Annotated in this window: 15 protein-coding genes, 1 tRNA gene and 1 pseudogene; 3 read left to right on the top strand and 14 right to left on the bottom strand. The window is 59.7% G+C overall.

From position 1 onward, the window contains the following. Nucleotides 1-339 precede the first annotated feature (339 nt). The 8 genes and pseudogenes from HMPREF2712_RS06330 to ffh form a co-directional block, all read right to left on the bottom strand. Nucleotides 340-627, bottom strand: a complete 288-nt coding sequence (locus tag HMPREF2712_RS06330) for an antibiotic biosynthesis monooxygenase family protein (RefSeq protein WP_049327787.1) — start codon at nt 625-627, stop codon at nt 340-342. Nucleotides 628-836: 209 nt separating this feature from the next. Continuing rightward, nucleotides 837-1,786, bottom strand: a pseudogene (trmD, locus tag HMPREF2712_RS06325) (tRNA (guanosine(37)-N1)-methyltransferase TrmD). A gap of 3 nt (nt 1,787-1,789) precedes the next feature. Beyond that, nucleotides 1,790-2,452: a ribosome maturation factor RimM gene (gene rimM, locus HMPREF2712_RS06320; protein WP_005505693.1), complete on the bottom strand. Its 663-nt coding sequence runs from the start codon at nt 2,450-2,452 to the stop codon at nt 1,790-1,792. A 181-nt stretch (nt 2,453-2,633) separates the two neighbouring features. Beyond that, nucleotides 2,634-2,879, bottom strand: a complete 246-nt coding sequence (locus tag HMPREF2712_RS06315) for an RNA-binding protein (RefSeq protein ID WP_005505691.1) — start codon at nt 2,877-2,879, stop codon at nt 2,634-2,636. Nucleotides 2,880-2,881: 2 nt separating this feature from the next. Further along, the gene (gene rpsP, locus HMPREF2712_RS06310; RefSeq protein WP_005505689.1) at nt 2,882-3,304 is read right to left on the bottom strand and encodes a 30S ribosomal protein S16; all 423 of its coding nucleotides are present in this window, start codon (nt 3,302-3,304) and stop codon (nt 2,882-2,884) included. A gap of 276 nt (nt 3,305-3,580) precedes the next feature. Further along, nucleotides 3,581-4,069, bottom strand: a complete 489-nt coding sequence (locus tag HMPREF2712_RS06305; protein ID WP_070819526.1) for an NUDIX domain-containing protein — start codon at nt 4,067-4,069, stop codon at nt 3,581-3,583. 12 nt (nt 4,070-4,081) lie between these two features. Beyond that, the gene (locus HMPREF2712_RS06300) at nt 4,082-6,724 is read right to left on the bottom strand and encodes a hypothetical protein (RefSeq protein ID WP_070819525.1); all 2,643 of its coding nucleotides are present in this window, start codon (nt 6,722-6,724) and stop codon (nt 4,082-4,084) included. A gap of 114 nt (nt 6,725-6,838) precedes the next feature. Then, nucleotides 6,839-8,416: a signal recognition particle protein gene (gene ffh / locus HMPREF2712_RS06295; protein ID WP_005505683.1), complete on the bottom strand. Its 1,578-nt coding sequence runs from the start codon at nt 8,414-8,416 to the stop codon at nt 6,839-6,841. 358 nt (nt 8,417-8,774) lie between these two features. Between ffh and HMPREF2712_RS06290 the strand changes: the two genes are divergently transcribed. Next, a tRNA-Leu gene (locus HMPREF2712_RS06290) sits at nt 8,775-8,857 on the top strand. 214 nt (nt 8,858-9,071) lie between these two features. On the opposite strand, the gene pyk is transcribed toward HMPREF2712_RS06290, so the two are convergent. Beyond that, on the bottom strand, nt 9,072-10,535 hold the full coding sequence (gene pyk / locus HMPREF2712_RS06285; RefSeq protein WP_049327783.1) for a pyruvate kinase: 1,464 nt from the start codon (nt 10,533-10,535) through the stop codon (nt 9,072-9,074). A 522-nt stretch (nt 10,536-11,057) separates the two neighbouring features. On the opposite strand from pyk, the gene HMPREF2712_RS06280 reads away from it, so the two are divergent. Together HMPREF2712_RS06280 and HMPREF2712_RS06275 are read left to right on the top strand one after the other, a co-directional pair. Next, complete coding sequence (locus HMPREF2712_RS06280; RefSeq protein WP_049327782.1) at nt 11,058-11,630, top strand: flavodoxin domain-containing protein; 573 nt, start codon at nt 11,058-11,060, stop codon at nt 11,628-11,630. 738 nt (nt 11,631-12,368) lie between these two features. After that, nucleotides 12,369-14,297 (top strand): GH25 family lysozyme, encoded by a 1,929-nt coding sequence (locus tag HMPREF2712_RS06275; RefSeq protein ID WP_070819524.1) that lies wholly within the window; start codon nt 12,369-12,371, stop codon nt 14,295-14,297. Nucleotides 14,298-15,232: 935 nt separating this feature from the next. Here HMPREF2712_RS06275 and adhP read toward each other — a convergent pair. The 5 genes from adhP to trpB all read right to left on the bottom strand — a co-directional run bounded on the left by adhP (nt 15,233) and on the right by trpB (nt 21,577). Continuing rightward, complete coding sequence (gene adhP / locus HMPREF2712_RS06270) at nt 15,233-16,273, bottom strand: alcohol dehydrogenase AdhP (RefSeq protein WP_246828683.1); 1,041 nt, start codon at nt 16,271-16,273, stop codon at nt 15,233-15,235. A gap of 422 nt (nt 16,274-16,695) precedes the next feature. Next, nucleotides 16,696-18,078 carry a phosphoenolpyruvate synthase gene (locus HMPREF2712_RS06265; protein WP_070819523.1) on the bottom strand — a complete coding sequence of 461 codons (1,383 nt, stop codon included), beginning with the start codon at nt 18,076-18,078 and terminating at the stop codon, nt 16,696-16,698. 306 nt (nt 18,079-18,384) lie between these two features. Continuing rightward, nucleotides 18,385-19,389 (bottom strand): prolipoprotein diacylglyceryl transferase, encoded by a 1,005-nt coding sequence (lgt, locus tag HMPREF2712_RS06260; RefSeq protein WP_070615948.1) that lies wholly within the window; start codon nt 19,387-19,389, stop codon nt 18,385-18,387. Beyond that, nucleotides 19,389-20,243 (bottom strand): tryptophan synthase subunit alpha, encoded by an 855-nt coding sequence (trpA, locus tag HMPREF2712_RS06255; RefSeq protein ID WP_049327777.1) that lies wholly within the window; start codon nt 20,241-20,243, stop codon nt 19,389-19,391. Before trpA ends, lgt begins: the two co-directional genes overlap by 1 nt. Then, complete coding sequence (gene trpB / locus HMPREF2712_RS06250; protein WP_070615949.1) at nt 20,243-21,577, bottom strand: tryptophan synthase subunit beta; 1,335 nt, start codon at nt 21,575-21,577, stop codon at nt 20,243-20,245. The genes trpA and trpB overlap by 1 nt, the downstream gene beginning before the upstream one ends. Between the last annotated feature and the right edge of the window lie 226 nt (nt 21,578-21,803).

Raw genomic sequence — 21,803 nt, 5'->3', positions numbered from 1 at the left:
CAATAATAACCTTTTTGCACCATGGTGTCACTTTTGGATTGAGGTATTCCACCGGTTCCTATTGAGCGTATTTCAGGTGTTTTATAGTGCCGAACCCACATATCCAATCACAGCGAAATACCTGCGGATTTTAAGCCCCGAAAAATCAAGGAGGAGCCGCCCTAAACCCTCCTTATATCGCCTCCACATGGTCTAATACCCACTTAAAGCAATATGTAGAAAAGTTAGTGCAGCCCCTCACTATTTGAGATAAAAATGAGATAGACCCCTACTCAGAGCGATTACCGACGGGATTTATCTATTAATTCCCCAGAGTGACCGGTTACTCGCCGCGACCCGTTAGTCGCTGAACTCCACCTTCTCGAAGCTCATGGTGCCATCAGCGTGAGAAACAACAGTATTCGGGTCACGCTCACGACGAGCCGCCGCGTACGCATCATGGCTTGCCTCATCAACCCAGCGGGTCACCACGAAATAGTCGCCGCCCTCATCCAGGGGGCGCCACAGCTCAAAACCCTCAAAGCCGGGGAAAGAGTCAGCGATGTGGCGGGCAGCGGCAAAGCGCTTCTCCAGCTCAGCACGGTTGTCGCCAACGACAGCCAAACGGTGAACCTTAACAACGGACATGTGTCCTCCTTCTGTTGAGTACATGCTTTCAACGATGAAAGCGGGCTACTACCTCGCACCAGCTATAGGTGAGCTATGTTCTTAGCGAGGTTAACCTCAGAATAACGGGTCGCGGGCACAAAAAATAGGGGTTAGCGCCAACTAACAGTTATATGACGCTAACCCCCATGCAGAGAATCACGAGGCACCCACAGGCACCCGTTCGAAGCTTAGGATTCCAGCTGGGTCTGCACGGTATTAGGCTGCACGGTATTAGACTGTGCAGTATCAGGCTGTGCCGCCTGAGCCGCGCTATCAGCCTGCGGTGCGGGGTTCTTTTTCGCCTTCTTCTGAGCCGCCTTCGCCGGGTTCGCAAAATGCACCCCGCGCTCAGCCAAGAAGCGGCGATCCTTCTTATCCCACTGCTCCACCGGGTACGCCTCCAGCAGGTCCGGGCGGCGCTCCAGGGTGCGCTCAATCTGACGGTCACGACGCCAACGCGCAATCGCACCGTGATTACCCGACAACAGCACCTCCGGCACCTCACGGTCACGCCACACGGCGGGCTTCGTGTACACCGGATACTCCAGCAGACCGCCCGTATGCGACTCCTCCTCCAGGGAGGCGGGGTTACCCATCGCGCCCGGAATCAGGCGGGGATAGCCTCAATCATCGCCATGACCGCAACCTCACCACCGTATAGCACGTAATCGCCCAGGGACACGGGCATCACGCGGAAGCTCTCCTGCGCCCAGTCCAGCACACGCTCGTCAATGCCCTCGTAGCGCGCCGGAGCGAAGACAATATGCTTCTCCTCCGCCAACTCATACGCCATCGCCTGACCGAAAACGGCACCCGCCGGGGACGGGACAATCAGCAGCGGGCGGGTATCAGCGGCGGGTTCGGCAGGCTCGGCACCCTCAGTAGAGTCTTCGGAAGCGTTCAGCGGGGAGGCGGCAAGCACCTCATCCAGCGCCAAACCCCACGGCTCCGCCTTCATGACCATGCCAGCGCCACCGCCGTACGGGGTGTCATCCACCGTGCGGTGACGGTCAAAGGTGTACTCACGCAGATCGTGCAGGTGCAGATCCACCAGACCCTTCTCGCGTGCCTTACCCAGCAGGGACAGCTTCAGCGGCTCCAGATACTCGGGGAAAATAGTGACCACATCGTAGCGCACGGACTACTCCCCCGCCTGCTCGGTCGCCTGCGCAGAATCCTGCTCAGCGTCCTCGACCAGGTCAATCAAACCCGCCGGAGGGGTCAGCAGCACAAAGCCGGGCTCATCCTCGGTCGAGGGAACCACCTCGGGCACAATCTCCTCAACAAAAGGAATCATGATCTCTTCACCCGCACCGGAGGCAAGACGCGGCGAACGAGCCAGCTTAATCAGCAGCAAATCCTGAACCGGCATGGTCTGCAGACCGGTCACCTTACCCAGCGGCTTGCCCACAGCCGGGTTATCCACGGGGCTCTCACCCTCGGGAACGTCCGCCAGCAGGTACACGGGCAGGTTCACCAGCTCCTGCTCGTAGAAGCCCTCTTCATCGCCCTCGTCCTCGGGAACCTCGTAGACCAGGCGGCTGCCGCGCAGCTCCTCAGCCTGGTTGCGGGTAGTCACCTCATCAAAACGGACCACCAGAATCTTCTTGTTCCAGCGGGCGCCGGCAACCGTCAGCTCACCGGTAGGCGCCACCGAAGCGGCAGCAGAGCCGGGCTTGAAATTCTCGATACCGAGCACCTCACCGCGGGCAAAACGCTCCTGCGGGGCATCAGTAAAGAGCTGAACCGTCACCTCACCACGAATACCGTGAGGCTTACCGATACGAGCCACCACAACCTGCATATTTTCCCTCCGCTGGATACAAGCTAAAAACCTACGCCGTGCACGTGCACGGCTCCCACTATTCTACCGGGCACTTAGGGCGGGCGCATTCTGCCGCCCGCACTACCACCGGGACCCGGGTACGCGAAAGCCCCCGCCTTCCGGAAAAACTCCGGGAGCGGGGGCTTCAAGCGTTTACGAGCTAGCGTCGCTTTTTGTCGGTGTCGATAATGTCGATACGCATCGGCTCGCCATCAGAAATAGCGTCCATCACCAGACGGATGCTTTTGGCGGTACGACCAGACCTGCCGATAACTCGGCCCAGGTCATCCGGATGCACGCGAACCTCAAGGGTTTCACGGTGACGCTGAGTGCGCAGGCGCACCTTCACATCCTCCGGACGATCGACAATCCCTCGAACCAGGTGTTCGAGTGCGTCAGCCAACATAATTACTCAGCTGCTTCCTCAGCCTCAGCCTCGGGTGCTGCTTCCTCAGCAGCCTCTTCAGCCTTCTCAGCCTTGGGGGTGATAGCCTCGGGCAGGATCACGGAACCCTTTTCGGGAACAACGAACTCGGCCTTAGCCTCGACGGGCAGAACCTTGGACTCTGCCTTCTCGCCCTTGAATGCAGCCCAGTCGCCCGAGAGCTTCAGCAGAGCCAGAACCTGCTCGGTCGGCTGTGCGCCGACGGAGAGCCAGTACTGAGCACGCTCAGAGTTGATCTCGATACGCGAGGGGTGCTCGGTCGGGTGGTAAATACCGATCTCTTCGATGGTCTTACCGTCGCGCTTGACGCGCGAATCAGCGATCACGACGCGGTAACGAGGATCGCGGATCTTACCCATACGCTTGAGACGAATCTTAACAGCCACTTTAGTGGTTACTCCTGTTTCATAATTTGGTGCGAGGCACGCGGTTCAGCACCCGTGGGGCGGGCCATTCACGGCGCCTCTATGGACACAACGGCGCGCGAAGAGAGGGGTCGCGCGTCGCCGGGTACTCAGCTAGGGTATCAGAGCCCAAGATTTTAAGCTAGCGACACGGAAAAATAATTGCCCAAGGCACCGAACATCACTTTTAAACAGCGTTCTGTGCCCGGCAGCCCCCCCCCTGCGCAACCGCCCTGTAGCCGCCGCTAGTCGAGGTTGTTAGGAGTCGAGGTTGCTCATCTCCAGAGTCTCCCCCGTCTCCAGGGCGCGGTAGCACTCACGCAGACGCTCCACCATCGACGGACGCACGTAGCCTTCCAGGTTCTCCGGAGCAACCCACTCATAGGTCACCAGCTCAGCATCCTGCAGGGTAATCTTCGTATCCGCCGCAATCACGTCGCCGTCATACATGTAGTAGGTCGAATCGCCCCACACACCCAGCGACAAGCCGTGGAAAATCAGCAGCACACGACCCAGCTTCACATCCAGGCCCAGCTCCTCCACAATCTCACGCTCACAACCGGGCTTGGGCGCCTCGCCAGCCTCCACGGTGCCGCCGGGAAGAATCCAGCCGTCCTTATAGTTCGGCTTCACCAGCAGCATCTCACCGCGCTCATTACGAATCAGCGCGCCCGCCGCCAAACGGCGCGTGGGCAAGGTGGCGATAAAAGCCTTCAGCTCTTCATCGCTCAGATAGGAATCCTTCATGGCTTCTTTCCTTTAGCGGTCGGTTTTCTTTGCAGCGCGCTGCCTGATGCTACGCACTATACCCAGGGCACGCTCACGCAGTCCAGAGGGTGCCTGCTCCGTGGACGGGGCGGCATCCTCCACCGTGCGGTAGTGACCCTCACGCAAATCATCAATCAGAGTGCGCTTCTTGGTCGAGGGTTGTTCCGAGGTAGCATCGCCAGGATGCACCAGCTCAGCATCCGCCACCGGGCGGGCATGCTTCTTCATCTGCGTCTGCTCAAATGAACGCAGAACCGTCGGAATCAGAGCCGACTCAACCGTAGCATTCAGCGCAAAGAGTGCCGCGGCCACCGAGAACTTACGGCTCGCCTTACCCTGAGCACGGCGGCGGCGCGCCACATTCGCCAAGGTCAGAGCGATAGCGCTCTGAGCCGTCACATCCGCACCCAGGACAAGACCCACACGGCGGGTCTTCGCACGAATCTGCTCCGGAGTCAGGCGCTTGCGGCGCGAACGAGGCACGGGACTCTGAGCGGAAGTGCTCTGCGGTGCGGGGGCCTGGGGTGCAGGACTCTGATCTGCAGAGCTTGAGGAAGCATCGGGCACGGTCTCAACGCTCGGGGTGGCTTCGTTCTGAGGTGCGAGCGCGACAGAAGGCTCGGGAGCCTGCTGGCTTACCTTTGCCTCGTGCGATGCCTGCTCCTCGGTAGGCGAAGAGTCAGCCTCGTGCAGGGCGCTGTCAAGAGACAGGTAGCCCTCTTCGGTCTCCACGAAGGAATCCGGCGCAGAGCCCTCCGGCGAACCCATGTGCGTGTACTCGTAGGGGATGTGCGCGTTGTTGAGAGCGTCCATCCACTCGGAGAGGGTCACGCGGCGACCGGTCGCCACCAGGCGGTAGCTACGGTCCAGGGGCGAGGTGTAGCCGCCCGGGTAGGGTTCAATCTCCTCATCGTCAAAAGAAGCATCCTCGGCGGGAGTACTCTCGGAGAAGGTAGCCTCAGCATCAATAGATACGGTCGCATCGGCGGACTGCGCGAGCTCCTCATCCTCGTTGCCGAACACGCGAGCCGTGCTAATCGACGCCACATCAAAACCGGTGGTCGGCACCAGCGCCAGCTCGGTAGGAACGTCCAGTAGCTGCAGCACCGACTCCAGCGCCAGGATATTGCTCGTATCGCGCAGGTACGCGTTCAGGCGGCGGCCGGTAATGGAATCAGCCTCCACACCAAACATCGCCATGACATTAGCGATGCCCTGCTCGATTTCTTCCTCATCGGAACCGAAAATCTTCGAACCCGAAAGCTCCGGGGCGCTACCGGGAAGCTCCGACAGCAGGTCCTCCAGCACGCCGCCAAAACGGGCGACTTCCTCACGGCTGAGGGCACGGTTCAGGCGCTTAGGCACACGCTGCCAGGTGAACTCCTCCACGATATTCTCGTAGGGTTCACCGAACGTCTCCAGGTACCATTCCTCATCCGAGTAGGGTTCGCGGGCGGGCTCCTCATAGACCACCAGGTGCTGTTGGTTCGCGTTGCCCTCAGCAATCAGGGCGTTGCAGTTCAGCAGGCCCAGCAGCGCCATCAGATCCACCGGGTCGGCAGAAATGAGGGTCCACTCCCCCGCCGGCGCGGCAACAACCTGGCGGGTACCGGCAGGAAGGTACGCCAAAAGAAGTCCGGTAATCATGTCAATGGGCAGGTCGACGAGCATGGCGGCGTCGCCGTCCACCAGGAACTCCAGCTCACCCTGCCCACCGGGCAGCTCCTCCCACACGGTCGCCTCACCCTCAAGGGCGGCACCAGTAACCGGCAGCTGATCCACCAGCTGCGCCACGTAATCCTCAACGGGGGTACCCACGTGCAGGTGGCCGTCAGCGACCTCCAGCACGTTCATGTAGCCCTCATCATCCACGGCGCACAGCACGTAGAGCTGCACCTGATGCTCCCCCATCTCGTAGGCAATCAGCTCCGGGGAGGCGGCAGTCGCCTCAATGAGGGCGGCAATCAGCTCCTCATCGGTGGTGGAACGAGCCATGATGCGGCGGCGCTGAATCGTCTCCTCCAGCTCCATGGTCTGCTCGATGCGCTCATTGCGCTGCTTCTCGGCGGTGCGCTCCTCATCCTGGGCGCGCAGGTACTCGGGGCTATCCGACTCACCGCTACCGGCGGGCGCGGGGGCACCGTCCCACATGTCGGTGAGCTTATCGACGGTCCACTCTTCGCTCTCCAGGGCGGCGGCGAGGCGGTCAACCTTCGTGCGGTCGTTCCAGGCGCGCTGCTTATCGGGATCTTCCGCCTTCACCTCATCGTGCATGCTGCGGGCTTCACGAATCAGGTTCAGAATGGTTGCGGCAACGTCGTCGACTGCGGGGTCGTCGCTCTCGCTCGAGTAGACGAGGTCGCCAGCCAGTTCGGCGGAGTGCTCACCGTACTCGAGGGCAATACGCGCCCAGACGGGAGTGTACCCGGGAAGGATGCTCGAATCATCGTCGAAATCGCCCACGAGGTCTTCCGAGAACTCGCATGCAGGCTCCTCTACAAACTCAGCGGCAGATGCGCCGGCAGGGTCCTCTACAGCATCATCAGCGAAGGCGCGCTGAGACCACGGCGTGACCTGCTCATTCAGCTGATCATCCGCGTTCTCTCGATCCCAGTTCTGCTCGTTCTGAGCCATTGATACCTTCCCTTCACACCCATTCATGCACCCAAACCGGGCACCATACCGGTACGGGTGCGCCCGTCACCACGTGCGCACCCGTACCACCCCTTACCGGGCTCATATTTGCTCTTACTGCAGGAACTTCTCGAAGCCCTTCGGCAGGTTCATGCTGGACAGATCCATCTCCTGGTTCTGAGCCTGCTGACCGAATGCAGCACCGGCGCGAGCCTGCTGCGCCTTGGCTGCTGCCGCCTCCTGCGCCGCACGCTTCTGCGGGTTGCCGGAGCGAGCCTTCTTCTTCTTGTTGTTCTTCGCGTTCTTACGAGCGCCACCGGCCGCAGCCGCCATGCCGGGCATCTGCATACCACCGGGCATGCCGGGCATCTTGCCCGAAGCGAGCTTCTTCATCATCTTCTGAGCCTGAGCGAAACGCTCCATCAGCTGGTTCACCTCAGACACAGTCACACCCGCGCCCTTAGCAATACGGGCACGGCGAGAACCGTTAATGATGCGCGGAGCCACACGCTCATGCGGGGTCATGGAGCGAACAATCGCCTCCACGCGGTCAATCTCGCGCTCATCAAACGCTTCAAGCTGCTGACGCATCTGAGCCGCACCGGGCATCATCATGAGCAGCTTCTTCATGGAACCAAGCTTACGAATCTGCTGCATCTGAGCCAGGAAGTCCTCAAAAGTGAAGTCTTCCTGATCGATGAACTTCTTCGCCATGCGGTCGGCTTCAGCCTTATCCCACTGAGCTTCAGCCTGCTCAATCAGAGTCAGGATGTCACCCATATCCAGGATGCGGCTTGCCATACGGTCCGGGTGGAACTGCTCAAAGTCAGTGACGTTCTCACCGGTGGACGCGAACATAATCGGCTTGCCGGTCACCGAAGCCACCGACAGCGCTGCACCACCGCGGGCGTCACCATCAAGCTTAGACAGGACCACACCGGTGAAGTCCACACCCTCGTTGAAGGCGTTAGCGGTGTTCACGGCGTCCTGACCGATCATCGCATCGATGACGAACAGAACTTCGTGCGGTTCAATAGCGTCACGAATGTTACGTGCCTGCTGCATGAGCTCAGCGTCAACACCCAGACGACCCGCGGTATCGACAATCACCACGTCGTGCAGCTTAGCGCGAGCCTCAGCCACACCGTCACGCGCCACCTGCACGGGATCGCCGGTGGGTACGTCAAACTCGCTGGTCACACCGGGGTGCGGCGCGTACACGGGCACGCCCGCACGCTCACCAACAACCTTCAGCTGGGTCACCGCATTGGGGCGCTGCAGGTCGGATGCAATCAGCATCGGGGTGTGGCCCTGGCCCTTCAGCCAGTGAGCCAGCTTGCCCGCCAGGGTGGTCTTACCGGCACCCTGCAGACCCGCCAGCATGATGATGGTCGGGCCGCTCTTCGCCATGTTGATGCGGCGGGTCGAACCGCCGAGGATGCTCACCAGCTCCTCGTTCACAATCTTGACGATCTGCTGGGAGGGGTTCAGCGCCTCGGAAACTTCCGCACCAAGAGCGCGTTCCTTCACGTGGGCGGTAAATTCGCGGACCACGGGGACGGCGACGTCAGCGTCGAGCAGGGCGCGGCGGATTTCGCGGACGGTTGCATCAATGTCTGCCTCGGAGAGGCGGCCCTTGCCGCGCAGGTTCTTAAAAGTTGCCGTCAAGCGGTCGGAGAGAGAATTGAACACGAGCCGTGATCACTTTCTTAACGTTGAGGTGGCCCCCAGCCGCGAAGGCGAACGGGGATGGTTAGTCAGTCTTTAAGGATACAGGATGCGCGCTTTCTCCCCCGCCTCCACCTGTGGATAAGTGGCGCCGGTTCACCCTGAGCTCAGGATTTACGCTCAGGATTTACACTCAACATCCCCTCCCGCACCCCTCAGCAAATGCGCGGCAGGTACCAGACATCCCCGTGTAGAGGCGCAACAGAAACCCTCAGCAAATGTTCCGCACCCCGCCTCAGGTTGCTCAACACGTCAGATAGATTAGATTTTCTAGACAGCCTGGGTTAGAATTCTAAAGGTGTTACGCACAAATGCGTGATACGCCCGAGTGGCGGAATTGGCAGACGCGCCTGACTCAAAATCAGGTTCTTCGGAGTGTGGGTTCGAGTCCCACCTCGGGCACCAACGCAAAAGCGGCGGGAAAGCTTGAAGCTTTCCCGCCGCTTTTGCGTATCTACTTCTACTTTTACGCCCACCCGCGCATCGGATGCGGCAACAATAAAGGCACAAGAAACCGCCACCCGGCCGTGAGAGTCACGACCGGGCGGCGGTTCTATATACCTAGCGTGCAGGCTGAGGATTACCCTCAGCTACGCATCGAAAAAGATTGGTGAGCGGCTTAGCGCTTGACCTCGTCCTCCTCGTAAGGACGCAGAGCCTCGCGCTCGCCCTCAGCACCGTGGACGCGGTGTACCTGAACCATGTTGGTGGTACCTGCGCGGCCTGCGGGAGCACCGGCAGCAACGACGACCAGGTCGCCAGCTTCTGCCAGACCGTTCTTCAGCAGGTACTCGTCCACGAAGTGGAACAGACCTTCCTGATTGGTGATCATCTCAACCTGCTCAGCGTCAACGCCCCACAGCATGGACAGGAAGGAGCGAACCTTCGAGCTGGTGGTGAACGCGACAATCGGGGTCTCGGGACGCAGACGTGCCAGACGACGTGCGGAGTCACCGGACTGGGTGAAGGTTACGATGAGCTTTGCGTCCAGCTGGTCAGCGATGTTCACTGCTGCGCGGGTGATTGCGCCACCGCGGGTGCGGGGCTTGCGATCCAGCTCGGGCACGCGGTACAGGCCACCCTTTTCGGTATCCTGAACGATTGCAGCCATAGCCTGCAGGGTCAGGATCGGGTACTTACCGACCGAGGTCTCACCGGAGAGCATCACTGCGTCTGCGCCGTCGAGGATTGCGTTAGCGCAGTCAGAAACCTCTGCACGGGTGGGGACGGGGTTGTCGGTCATGGACTCGAGCACCTGGGTTGCCACGATGACGGGCTTTGCCCAGCGGCGTGCCATGTCGATTGCCTTCTTCTGGACGAGGGGAACCTCGGAGAAGGGCAGCTCAACACCGAGGTCACCACGAGCGACCATGATGCCGTCGAACTTGTCGATGATGTCCTGCAGGTTCTCAACTGCCTGGGGCTTCTCGATCTTGGCGATGACGGGTACGCGGATACCCTCTTCTTCCATGATCTTGTGGACGGGGTCAACGTCTGCACCGGTACGGACGAAGGAGAGTGCAATGATGTCTGCACCCATCTTCAGTGCGAAGCGCAGGTCGTTTGCGTCCTTCTCGGTCAGCGCGGGCAGGGAGACTGCTGCGCCGGGCAGGTTGATGCCCTTGTTGTTGGAGATGGGGCCACCGACGACCACGCGGGTGCGAACACGGGTGGGGGTTACCTCAATAGCTTCGAGGCGGATCTTACCGTCGTCGAGCAGGAGCTTGTCGCCGAGCTTTACGTCGCCGGGCAGACCCTTGTAGGTGGTGCCACAGATTTCTGCGGTACCTTCAACGTCTTCGGAAGTGATGGTGAAGTCTGCGCCGGGCTCAAGGTATTCCTTGCCGTTTGCGAAACGCTCAAGGCGAATCTTGGGGCCCTGCAGGTCGGCGAGGATAGCAACGTCCTTACCGAGCTTTGCAGACTCTTCACGGATGGTGTCATAGCGTGCCTGGTGCTCGGCGTGGTCACCGTGGCTCATGTTCAGACGGGCGACGTTCAGGCCAGCCTTGATTGCCTCGGAGATCTTCTCGGGGGACTCGATTGCCGGACCGATGGTTGCAACGATTTTTGCGCGCCTCATGTACCTAACCTTTGTGTGTTGTTTTGTGTGACCCCTCAGGGGTCACACTGATTTTCCGGGGAAGACTAACGTCAAATTCCCAATTATTCCCACGTGTTCTAACAAGTAACCACATGCCGGATGCGTGGGACTCTTTCTCAATTATAGGGGTTTTGCGCCCTCTTGGGTATGTTTCTCCCAACTCTTTCCACCGAAGAAATTGTGTTTCACGTCGCATTTTAAATATCGCCCCTTCCCCATCGAGTACACCACAGAAAGCCGGTTTTCACCCCCACCACCCCCGCCTCGCCCGGAAAGTAAATTAGGGTACTTTTTACCCATAGATAGCCAGCACTGCACAATATTTAGTCGCACTCGAGAACGTTCGAGCATATTTCAAAAACATAGAGACACTCAGAGTGGGCTATGAGAAGATAGATAGGGCATCCAAGAGCTAGGCGATTTCACATTTTCGCGCGCCTAGCCTATATTGGAACCCATAATTAGTATTTGAAATGCGAAATATATCTGGAAGGTTCACAGATGACTACTCGCGTGCTGATTATCTTCGGCTCCACCTACGGCTACACCGAACAGTACGCCACCTGGCTGGCAGAAGATTTGCGTGCGCTCCCGCAGGCCCCCGAAGTTGAGACTGTCCCCGCCTCCAAGGTCACCCCCGAGCAGGCAGAGGCATTCGACGCTTTCGTGATCGCCGGCAGCGACTACGGCGGATTCCTCAACGGCGCACCGGCACTTCGCAAGAAGATCCTGCCGATCATTGCGCCCAAGAAGAACCGCACCGCGTTCTTCACCGTTTCCTTCACCGGTGAATACTCCAAGAAGCTGCTGGACAAGGCTGTCGCCAAGAGCTACACCCCCGAACTGACCGAAGGTCGCCCCGTCTACCACCTGCGTGGAGGCATCGACTTCGACAAGATTTCGCTGGCTCACAAGACCGCCCTGAAGGGCCCGGTGCGCGCATGGCTCATGGCGAACCCGCACCCGAACGAAGGTATTCAGCAGATGCTCGAATGCTACAAGACCGGCAAGGCTGAGTACATCGACCGCGAGACCCTCAAGCCGCTGGTCGAGGACATCGCCAAGTTCCTCTAAGCCCTCGAAATTTTAAAAAATTCGAGGAAAAATAAACTTTCGCCTCTTCCCTCCCGATCTTTCAGCCGGACACCAGAACCTGAAAGAGCGGGCGGGAAGAGCCGAGAAAAACGTGCCAACAGGCACCATATACGTGGTCGATGACTCTTCATCTCTCCTGCATCGACCATGAAACTCCGGGTGCCGGTGCGAGGCCGCGCCAAATACAGTACCCGGAACATGAGGGGTGGGTCTTTGTGTGTGCGGCCCACCCCTTTCCTTATGCCCAAAAGCCGACTCAAAAGTCGCAAGAGGCACCGCCCGGCGCATCAGCACCCGACTGCATCCCGGCAACGTAGCTCTAGATGCTGCGGCCCACCCTGAACAACGAACCGACACAGCGACGCCCCAATACAGCAGTCCACAGAGTGAAATTCGCAACACCCCGGCGTGTCGCGTGCCTAAAATTTTGTCCCAAAAACTTGAGCCAATAAATGCACCAACAAGCCACAAAGTAAAACAGGCACCCCAAAGATTCTAGGTTACTGTGCACTCTGCGAAAGATATGCCGCCAGAATGACACCCCAAATCATTGCGCACATCGGTGCAGGTACCGTACGCTGTTAGCTGTGTCAGCCGCATGACATACCCGGCAGCCGACACACACATCACTTCAACTACCCCACATATTCACTCGTGTCAGAAGCCCCCACACAGGGCCACATCGACACATCCACCTCTCAAACACAGGCAAAATCTATGAAGAAACTCCAGACTGCCGCACGCTCCGCGGCAGCCCGCTCCATCATGGCGTCCGCAGGTGCGCTCTCCCTGGTCGCCGCATCCCTCACCTCCGTTCCCGCCGCATTCGCCGCCCCCAACGCGAGCGCAGCCGCAGAGGTCAACCCCAATGCCTCCTACGAGGAGCTCACCTACGCCCCCGCCCCGGATGCATCCCTGGTCGAACGCTCCAACCCCGCCATGGGTGCGGGCGAGCGCGAACGCCTGGGCACCGCCAACGCGCGAACCGGCGCCACCTCCCCCGCTTCTACCGCAACTCTGAGCGGTATTTCCGCGACCCAGAGCTCCGCGCAGGGTCTGGGAGCTGGTCGAGCTCCGGCAGCCGGTCAGGCACTGGCACAGGGCCGCTCCGCATGGACCCCCTCCGGCGGCACCCTCGGTATGGACGTCTCCTCGCACCAGCAGAACGTGGACTGGGCGAGCGCCTACGCCGCAGGTTCCCGCTTCGCCTACGTGAAGGCAACCGAGGGCACCTACTACACCAACCCCTACTTCGGTCAGCAGTACAACGGCTCGGCGCAGGTCGGCATGGTGCGCGGCGCCTACCACTTCGCAAACCCCCGCACCTCCTCGGGTGCCGATCAGGCACGCTACTTCGTGCAGAATGGTGGCGCGTGGACTGCCGACGGCCAGACCCTGCCCGGCCTGCTGGACATCGAGTTCAACCCCTACCCCGCCTACGGCAACACCTGCTTCAACATGACCCCGGCGCAGCTGACCGCCTGGACCCGCGACTTCGTGGACACTTACCGTTCGCTGACCGGTCGCGCCCCGATGGTGTACACCGCAACCTCCTGGTGGTCGCAGTGCGTGGGTTCGCAGCAGTTCGGCGCTCTGCCACTGCACCTGGCGAGCTACTCAACCGTGGTCGGTGCAATTCCGGCGGGTTGGAGCGGCTACGACATTTGGCAGTTCACCGATTCGGGCCCGTTCGTGGGTGATTCGAACTTCTTCCCCGGCACCGTGAACGATCTGAAGGTTCTGGCGAAGAACCCGAAGGCTGTGCACCGCAACTGGTCGAACGGCCAGGACCGCGCAGTTGAGGAGCGCGCGGCAGAAGATCGCGCCGCTCAGGATTCTAACGTGGTGACCACCGCGACCGGCTCCATTGATATTCGCACCGGCATCGGTAACTTCTGGAATAAGAATCGTTCCTTCTACGGCAACCCGATTGGCACCGAGTACTCTCTGGGTCACGGCGTGTATGCGCAGAAGTTCACCAACGGTAAGACCATCTACTGGACGAACTCTCACGGTTCGCACTGGCTGGTCACCAACGGCGGTCTGGATCATAAGTTCCGCTCGGACGTGGCACGATTCCGCGGCCTGACCACCAACGAGGAAACCCGCTCCGACACCATCGCAGTCTCCTTCGCTAACGGTGAGGGTGGCTACTGGTCCAACGCGTACGGCACCCACATCATCAATGAGCGTGGCTCCATCTATGCGACCTGGCGTGCTGCTGGCATGAGGGGCGTGCCCACCACCGATGAGCAGAGCCTGGGCAACGGCCTCATCAAGCAGGAATTCACCGGCAGCACCACCTACGTGTGGTCCGCACAGACCGGCACCCACCGCCTGCACACCGGCGGCGCGTTCTACCACCGTTTCCTGCAGCACCGCGGCACCTGGGGTGCACCGGTGACCGATGAAACCGCCACCTCCACGGGTGCTCAGGTGCGATTCGCCTCCGGCAAGGTACTGCTCTGGTCGGATGCGTACGGCGCGTACGAAACCAACGGTAACGGCGCGATTTTCAAGCACTGGGTGCAGAACACCGCCCGTTACGGTGCGGCACGCGGCGACGAATCCTACGTGAACGGCGTGTACTATATGGACTTTGAGCGCGGCACTATCCGCTGGACCGCGCGGCGCGGTATCTACTAAGAGCGTGGCATTTACTCAACGGCGTGGCAGCTAATAAACACTGCAACGCGCATATAAAAACGAGGGGCACCTGGCAGAGGTGCCCCTCGTTCTTTTGCTACCGGACGTATCTTCTGAACAACACAAAAATCAAGATGCGTTCTGCAGCGGGTGGGTTACCGAGTGAGTAGAGAACCCGGCTATGTTACCCGTGCCGGCAGGTAAATTTATAGCGTGGCGGGCGAACCACCACGAAGTCATGCAATGTCCTAAAAGCCCCGGATTAGTGTGGCGGACATAATCCCCATTGACTATGTCCGTGGGGCCCACACTAATCGTTGGTGAGACCTCACCCCGAAGGTGTCTAGAGGGGCGCCTGACCGGAAGTAAGGACTCAACGGCGAATAACGGCACGGTACGAAGATGCTGAAATTCACCCGGGTATGGCGTTCCGTAAGAAGGAATCGATATCTAGGAGGGCCGAAACCTTCACACGTCATATCCCGTTACATCTAGGGTAGGTGTAGCGACGTGCGAAACCTATCTCTTCGGCAAATATTACGCTTCAATCAATGGTTGAATGTTTTCACTACGAGAATACATTTTGAGGTCTATAGATGTCAAACAAAGTATTCTCTTGCATTAGTTTAGTGCGGATTTTGAGATAATCCACCGGATATTTCAAAAATAAATTCCCGGATATATTACGTTTAGGTGCCTAGTACTCACAGAGGAATTCGGCTCCTCACGATAACGGCTCTCAACAATCCGGAACCCTAAAACGCCGCGTTAAAAACACTAAGGCGCACCCCGCGTCGTATGCACAGCAGAAAGAGTACCCCTACTCCCCCGCCACACGGGATGCGCCCTAGGCGCTATAACCATCGAAACTACCGGCAAGACCCCAGCCGAGTGAGATCTTGAGGCCCTACCGGGCGCCTCGAACCATCGCTAGCTTAGAGGCTAGCGAAGTCCAGAACCATACGGCCGGTAATCTTACCCGCCGCCATTTCCTCGAAGACAGCCGGTGCCTCGTCAACCTCACGCAGCTGAACCACCGGAACCACGATGCCGTCAGCACCGAACTGGAATGCCTCCGCCAGATCCTGACGGGTACCCACCAGGGAGCCCACCACGCGGATGCCGTCCAGAATAATCTTCACAATGGACAGCTCCATCATCTCCGAGGGCAGACCAACAGCCACCACGGAACCGCCCGCACGAACCGACTCAACAGCCTGGTTGAACGCAACCTTCGACACCGCGGTCACCACAGCAGCGTGAGCGCCGCCGCCGGTCAGCTCGCGAATACGAGCCGGGACATCCTCAACCTCACGGCCGTTGATAACGTGATCAGCACCGGTCTCACGAGCCAGAGCCAGCTTGTCGTCGTTGATATCAACAGCGATAACCTTGGCACCGAAAACCTTCTTAGCGTACTGAACAGCCAGGTTACCCAGACCGCCCGCACCGTAAGCAACCAGCCACTCACCGGGGCGGACCAGCGACTCCTTGATTGCCTTGTAGGTGGTCACACCAGCGCAGGTAATGGAGCTTGCCTGTGCCGGGTCAAGGCCCTCGGGTACCTTCACAGCGTAATCAGCGGTCACCAGGGTGTACTCGCTCATGCCGCCGTCAACCGAGTAGCCTGCGTTCTTCACCGAACGGCACAGGGTCTCACGGCCCGAGGTGCAGTACTCACAGTGGCCGCACCCCTCGAAGAACCAAGCCACCGACACGCGGTCGCCTTCCTTCAGGGACTCAACACCCTCGCCGACCTTGACGACACGACCGATGCCCTCGTGGCCCAGAATACGACCTGGAACCTCACCGAAGTCACCGGAAGCCACGTGCAGGTCAGTGTGGCACACGCCCGAGTACTCAATCTGCACGAGCGCCTGGCCGTGACCGACAGCCGGAACGGGAACCTCACGGACAACAACCGAACCGTCAACCTTCTCAGGGACAACAACAGCCTTCATGGTTTCCTTGCACATGACCTAAACTCCTTAGTTATCGGTGGCCGCGCTCAAGCCGCAATCTGCAATTTACGCTTTGCAACCTAGCGGGGTGGGCGCGCGTATTCTTTACATTTCCACCGTAAAATGATGAGCCGCCAATCTAAAGGACCTTCCCCGAATATGACAGAGGGGTTAGATAGAGGCGTTCTCACGAGCAAGGATGAGCTTTCGATAAGGTCTATTCCGACCAATGCGCTAAACCGCCAAAGGTTGATATGACGCTATGACGAAACAACACAGAAGATGAGAATGCCTCCCAAACAAGCGGTTTGGGAGGCACTCAGAAAAAATTTAAATATTAAGTTTGAGGCGCATACCACCCTAAAGAAAGGGTTCAATCTACACCTATACGATTCCTACAGGCACATAGGAACTCTTAGCCGATGAGACTTAGCTGCTTAGAAGCAGAAAGCAACCTCAATATAGCCAGCGCCGCGCTCACCCGGACCATTCGGAGCATTCAACGCCCAACCCAGATCCATGATGCGCACCGTAGAGTCCATGAACGTACCGCCGCCAGCGCCACCGCCAGCCAGCTGCACCGAACCCACCGCATAGCGGGCACGAGCCGAATCGTTATTCCACTTCTGCGACACCACACGAGCCGAAACGCTCAACGCAGCACCGGAACCGCCGCCGCCATAACCGGCGCCACCGCCTCCAGAAACCACCGACTGGTAGCCGTTAAACAGCTCGCCAGCGTTCGACGGGCGGTTATCGGTACCCTCCGGGGTCTGATCCCACTGGTACGAATAGCTCGCCACACCATCGGCGCCCTTCGCGCGGAAACCGCTCGCACCCGCCGCACCGGCAGTCGCAGTGCTCACCAGCTTCTGGGTGGAGGTGCTCGAAAAACCAATCACCGAACCATCAACAGTCGGCGGGTTCAGCTTCTCACCGCCAGCACCGCCCACACCACCGGCAGCACCCGAACCCGGGTTCACCGTCAGAATCGGATTAGACTGCACCTCATACGAGGTGAAACCAACAAAACCGGGCGAACCGTCGCCATCACCCGAACCAGCGCCACCACCGGTGCTGAACTGGTGCTCGCCACCGGAGCTATCAAGCGAATAGTGCGCGGTCGGGCGCACAGCACCCGCATTCGCGGGGTTCGGCAGAACCGTCGCATACGACGCCAAAACGCCAGCACCGCCGCCGCCGCCGGCAACAATCATCGGCACGCCATCCACCTCAATAGCGGAGGAACCACCACCGGACGCCGAATACAACACAGCGCTCATGCCGCCGCGACCGGTCACACCGCCAGAAATACGGGTCAAATCATTAATCGCAGAAACAACATTCGCAGGAACCGGCGAAGAAGCCTTCGAGGAGCCGCCCACACCGTAGCCGTCGCCGCCTTCAGCGGGCTTCAGCTCACCATTACCGATACCACCCGAACCGGCAGTCAGAGTAATAGTCTGGCCGCCGCGCACAGCCATAGAACCCTCCACCATGGCACCGGAACCGGCATCAGCCACAGTGTAGTTCGTGCCGCCAGCACCGCCCACAGCGGTAAAACGCATACGCTTAGCGCCCGCAGGAACCGTCAGCACGGCAACCTTCTTCACGCCGTCACCGGCAGTGATCATCGTCGAATCCTCGTAAGGTCCGGTGCACTCGCCTTCCTCATCAGAAGCCGCATACGCCGGAATCACCGACGACGCCACAACAACCGGGGCAGCCCACGCCGCACCAGCCACCAGGCGGCGGCGAGACAGACCAGGGCGAGAAGAAGGAGAAACGGGGCGCAAAGAATCGCCGGCAGAAGAGCTCACGATAAAAATCCTGTACGTTGAGTGGGTGTTTCTAAACGCAGACGCGACGGGCGTTCAAAGAGCCTCATACTCCTTACGCGGAGCCTCATGCCCCTTACGCGGGCACCCGCCACACGCAATACCTCTATTATGCCTTCTCAACAGCCCAAATCCACGCAGGGCACCGGCACGTGCCACCATGAGAACATCCACCAGCAAGAAACAGACAGCAAGCACAAATAGCGGGCACAAAAAACCGCCGGACGGGGGGCGCTCCCCCGTCCGGCGGTTTTTCTATGAAATTTAGATAGAGCTAGAAGATGAAAGCTAGGAGCCCTTCGTCGAAGACTCCGAAGAGTCAGAATCCTCGGCGGGCTCTGCCTTCTCAGATGCCTTCTCTTCAGCGCCATCTGCAGGCTCATCTGCGGCAGGCTTCGGAGCAATCTCTGCAGGAGCCGGCTCAATACCCGCAGCAGCCTTCGCCACAGCACGACGACCAGCCACCACAAAACCAGCAGCACCCAGCAGAACCAGCAGCAGAGCAGTCCACACGTGAATACGAACGCCCCAGAGCATCTCCGAGGTATCAATACGCAAGAACATCTCAATGAAGAGGCGACCCACGCCGTAGTAGAACACGTACAGCCACAGGGTCTGACCCAGCTTCAGCACGCCCTTACGGCTCAGCCACAGCAACAACGCCACGCCCAGCAGGTTCCACAGCGACTCGTACAGGAACGTCGGATGGAACAGCGTGCCGGCCGGATACTGCGAGGGGAAATTACCGCTCGACGCGCTAATCTCCAGACCCCACGGCAGAGTCGTCGGCTTGCCGAACAGCTCCTGGTTGAACCAGTTACCCCAGCGGCCAAACGCCTGCGCCAGCAGAATACCCGGCGCTACCGCATCCGCAAAAGCCGGGAAATTCATGCCGTAGCGGCGACAACCATACCAGGCGCCCAACGCGCCAACCGACACGGCACCCATAATGCCGATGCCGCCCTCCCAAATCTTCAGGAAAGCCCACGGATCAGCAACATTCGGACCGAAATAGCTACCCGGGTCAGTAATCAGCACGTGGTAGGCGCGGGCACCAATAATGCCCGCCGGAATAGCCCACATCGCCACGTCAAAAACGCGCTCAGGGGTACCACCCGCCGCCTTCCAACGGCGAGAACCCAGCCACAAGCACACCGCCATACCCGCAAGAATACACAGGGCATAGAAATGCACACGGAACGGGCCCAGCTGCAGGTACGAAACGCTTGGAGAGGGAATCGAAGCCAGCACGTTAGCTACCGGCACGCTCGCCAGCGACAGCACATCAGACATTAGCCTTCACGCCCCGCCAGCTCACGGGTCAGCTTAGCCACCGCCTCAACACCGCCAGAAGCCAAAGCCTTCACCAGTGCGGTACCGACAATCACGCCGTCCGCATACTCGCCGATCTCCTCAACGTGGGCACGAGTCGAAACGCCCAGACCCACGCACGCACGAGGCGCACCGGCAGCCTTAATGTCCGCAACCAGGGTGCGAGCCGCCTCCGACACGGAGGTGCGGGCACCGGTCACGCCCATCACCGACACGGCGTATACGAAGCCGCTCGACGCCTTCGCAATAGTCGCCAGACGCTCCGGCGAAGAAGACAGAGCAGCCAAGAAAATACGGTCCAGACCGTACTCATCAGAAGCTTCAAACCACGACGACGCCTCATCAGGCACCAGGTCCGGGGTAATCATGCCCGCACCGCCGGCAGCCGCCAAATCACGCGCGAAATTCTTCACACCGTACGCCAGAACCGGGTTCCAGTACGTCATCACGACAACCACCGCGTCGGTCGCCTCGGTAATGCGGCGGACCGCCTCAAACAGCTGAGGAAGCTTGAAACCGTTCTCCAGCGCCACGCCGGTAGCCTTCTGAATCACCGGGCCATCCATGACCGGATCAGAATAAGGCACGCCCAGCTCAATAATGTCCGCGCCGTTATTGCCCAGAGCAATCGCCGCGTCAATCGACTCGTCCAGGGTCGGGAAGCCCACCGGCAGGTAGCCAATCAGCGCCGCACGGCCCTGCTTCTCGCACTCAGCCAAACGAGCCGCCAGAGGCGACTGCGCATTCGGAGCGGGGAAAGAACCATCCAGCACCGTAAAAGGTGCCGACTGAGAAATAGCGTCCTGGTAGCTCATTACTTAGCCTCACTTTCAGCCTGTGCGTTCTGTGTAGCGGATGCGGCAGCTTCCTTATTACCGGTCATCAGGGTCGAGGACGGAATCGCCTTACCCAGGCCGAACCACTTCAGTGCGGTCTCCATGTCCTTATCGCCGCGGCCCGACAGGCAGACAATCATCGTCTTCTCGCGTGCCGCCTCCGGATCCTCAGCAGCCCAACGTTGGCACACGCGCAACGCGCCCGCCAGAGCGTGTGAGGACTCAATCGCCGGGATAATACCCTCGGTGCGGCAGAGCAGACGCAGAGCGTCCATCGCCTCGGTATCAGTCACCGGCTCGTAGGTCACGCGACCAATATCGGACAGGTAGGAGTGCTCCGGACCCACACCCGGGTAATCCAGACCAGCAGAAATCGAATGGGACTCAATGGTCTGGCCGTCCTCATCCTGCATCAGGTAGGTCATCGCGCCGTGCAGCATGCCCGGGCGGCCCAGAGTAATGGTCGCCGCGTGGCGGCCGGTCTCCACGCCGTCGCCGCCAGCCTCAAAACCGTAAATCTCAACCGAAGAATCGTCCAAGAACGCGTGGAACAGACCAATCGCGTTCGAACCGCCACCCACGCAGGCAGCAATACCATCGGGCAGGCGGCCGGTCTCAGCCAGAATCTGCTCGCGCGCCTCCTCACCGATAGCGTCGTGGAAGAAACGCACCATCGCCGGGAACGGGTGCGCACCCGCAGCGGTACCCAGCAGGTAGTGGGTGTTCTCAACGTTCGAAACCCAGTCGCGCAGCGCCTCATTAATGGCGTCCTTGAGGGTGCGGGAACCGTTCTGAACCGCAATCACCTTCGCGCCCAGCAGCTGCATACGAGCCACGTTCAGCGACTGACGCTCAGTGTCTTCCTCGCCCATGTAGACCACGCACTCCATGCCGAAGAGCGCAGCCGCGGTCGCAGTCGCAACACCGTGCTGACCCGCACCGGTCTCAGCAATCAGACGGGTCTTACCCATACGCTTAGCCAGCAGAGCCTGACCAATCACGTTATTAATCTTGTGGCTACCCGTGTGGTTCAGGTCCTCACGCTTGAGGAACACACGCGCACCAGCATGCTCAGAGAACTTCGGAACCTCAGTCAGCAGCGACGGACGGTTCGAATACTCAGCAGAAAGACGCTGGAACTCAGCAATGAACTCGGGGTCGTTCTTCGCCTCGTTAAAGGTTGCCTCCAGCTCATCCATGGCGGCAATCAGCGACTCGGGCATCCACCGCCCGCCGTACTCACCAAAATAGGGGCCGGGGGCATTCTTCAACGACTCGCCGTTGAGGAAAGCATCTGCCAGGTTCTCGCTCATCACTATTCCTTCCCTGGATGGTTGCCGCCGGATGCGCACCGCGGGTAGGGCGGGGCATCAGGCCTGATCACAACGAAACACCACGCCAACCGCGAATAGGCGGGCGGTGTTCGCACATATCCCCCTATAGTACCCGGGTACAGGCGGTGACCTGTACCCCGGGGTGCACATGACCATTCCTAGGACATGTGACGTTCGCCGGGGTGGGTGTGCTCGCGGGTATGGG

The sequence above is a fragment of the Rothia sp. HMSC064F07 genome (genome assembly GCF_001837265.1).
In the GTDB taxonomy this organism is placed as follows: Bacteria; Actinomycetota; Actinomycetes; order Actinomycetales; family Micrococcaceae; genus Rothia; species Rothia mucilaginosa.
Note: the sequence above shows the minus strand (reverse complement) of the source record. Positions and strands in the feature narration are given on the sequence as shown.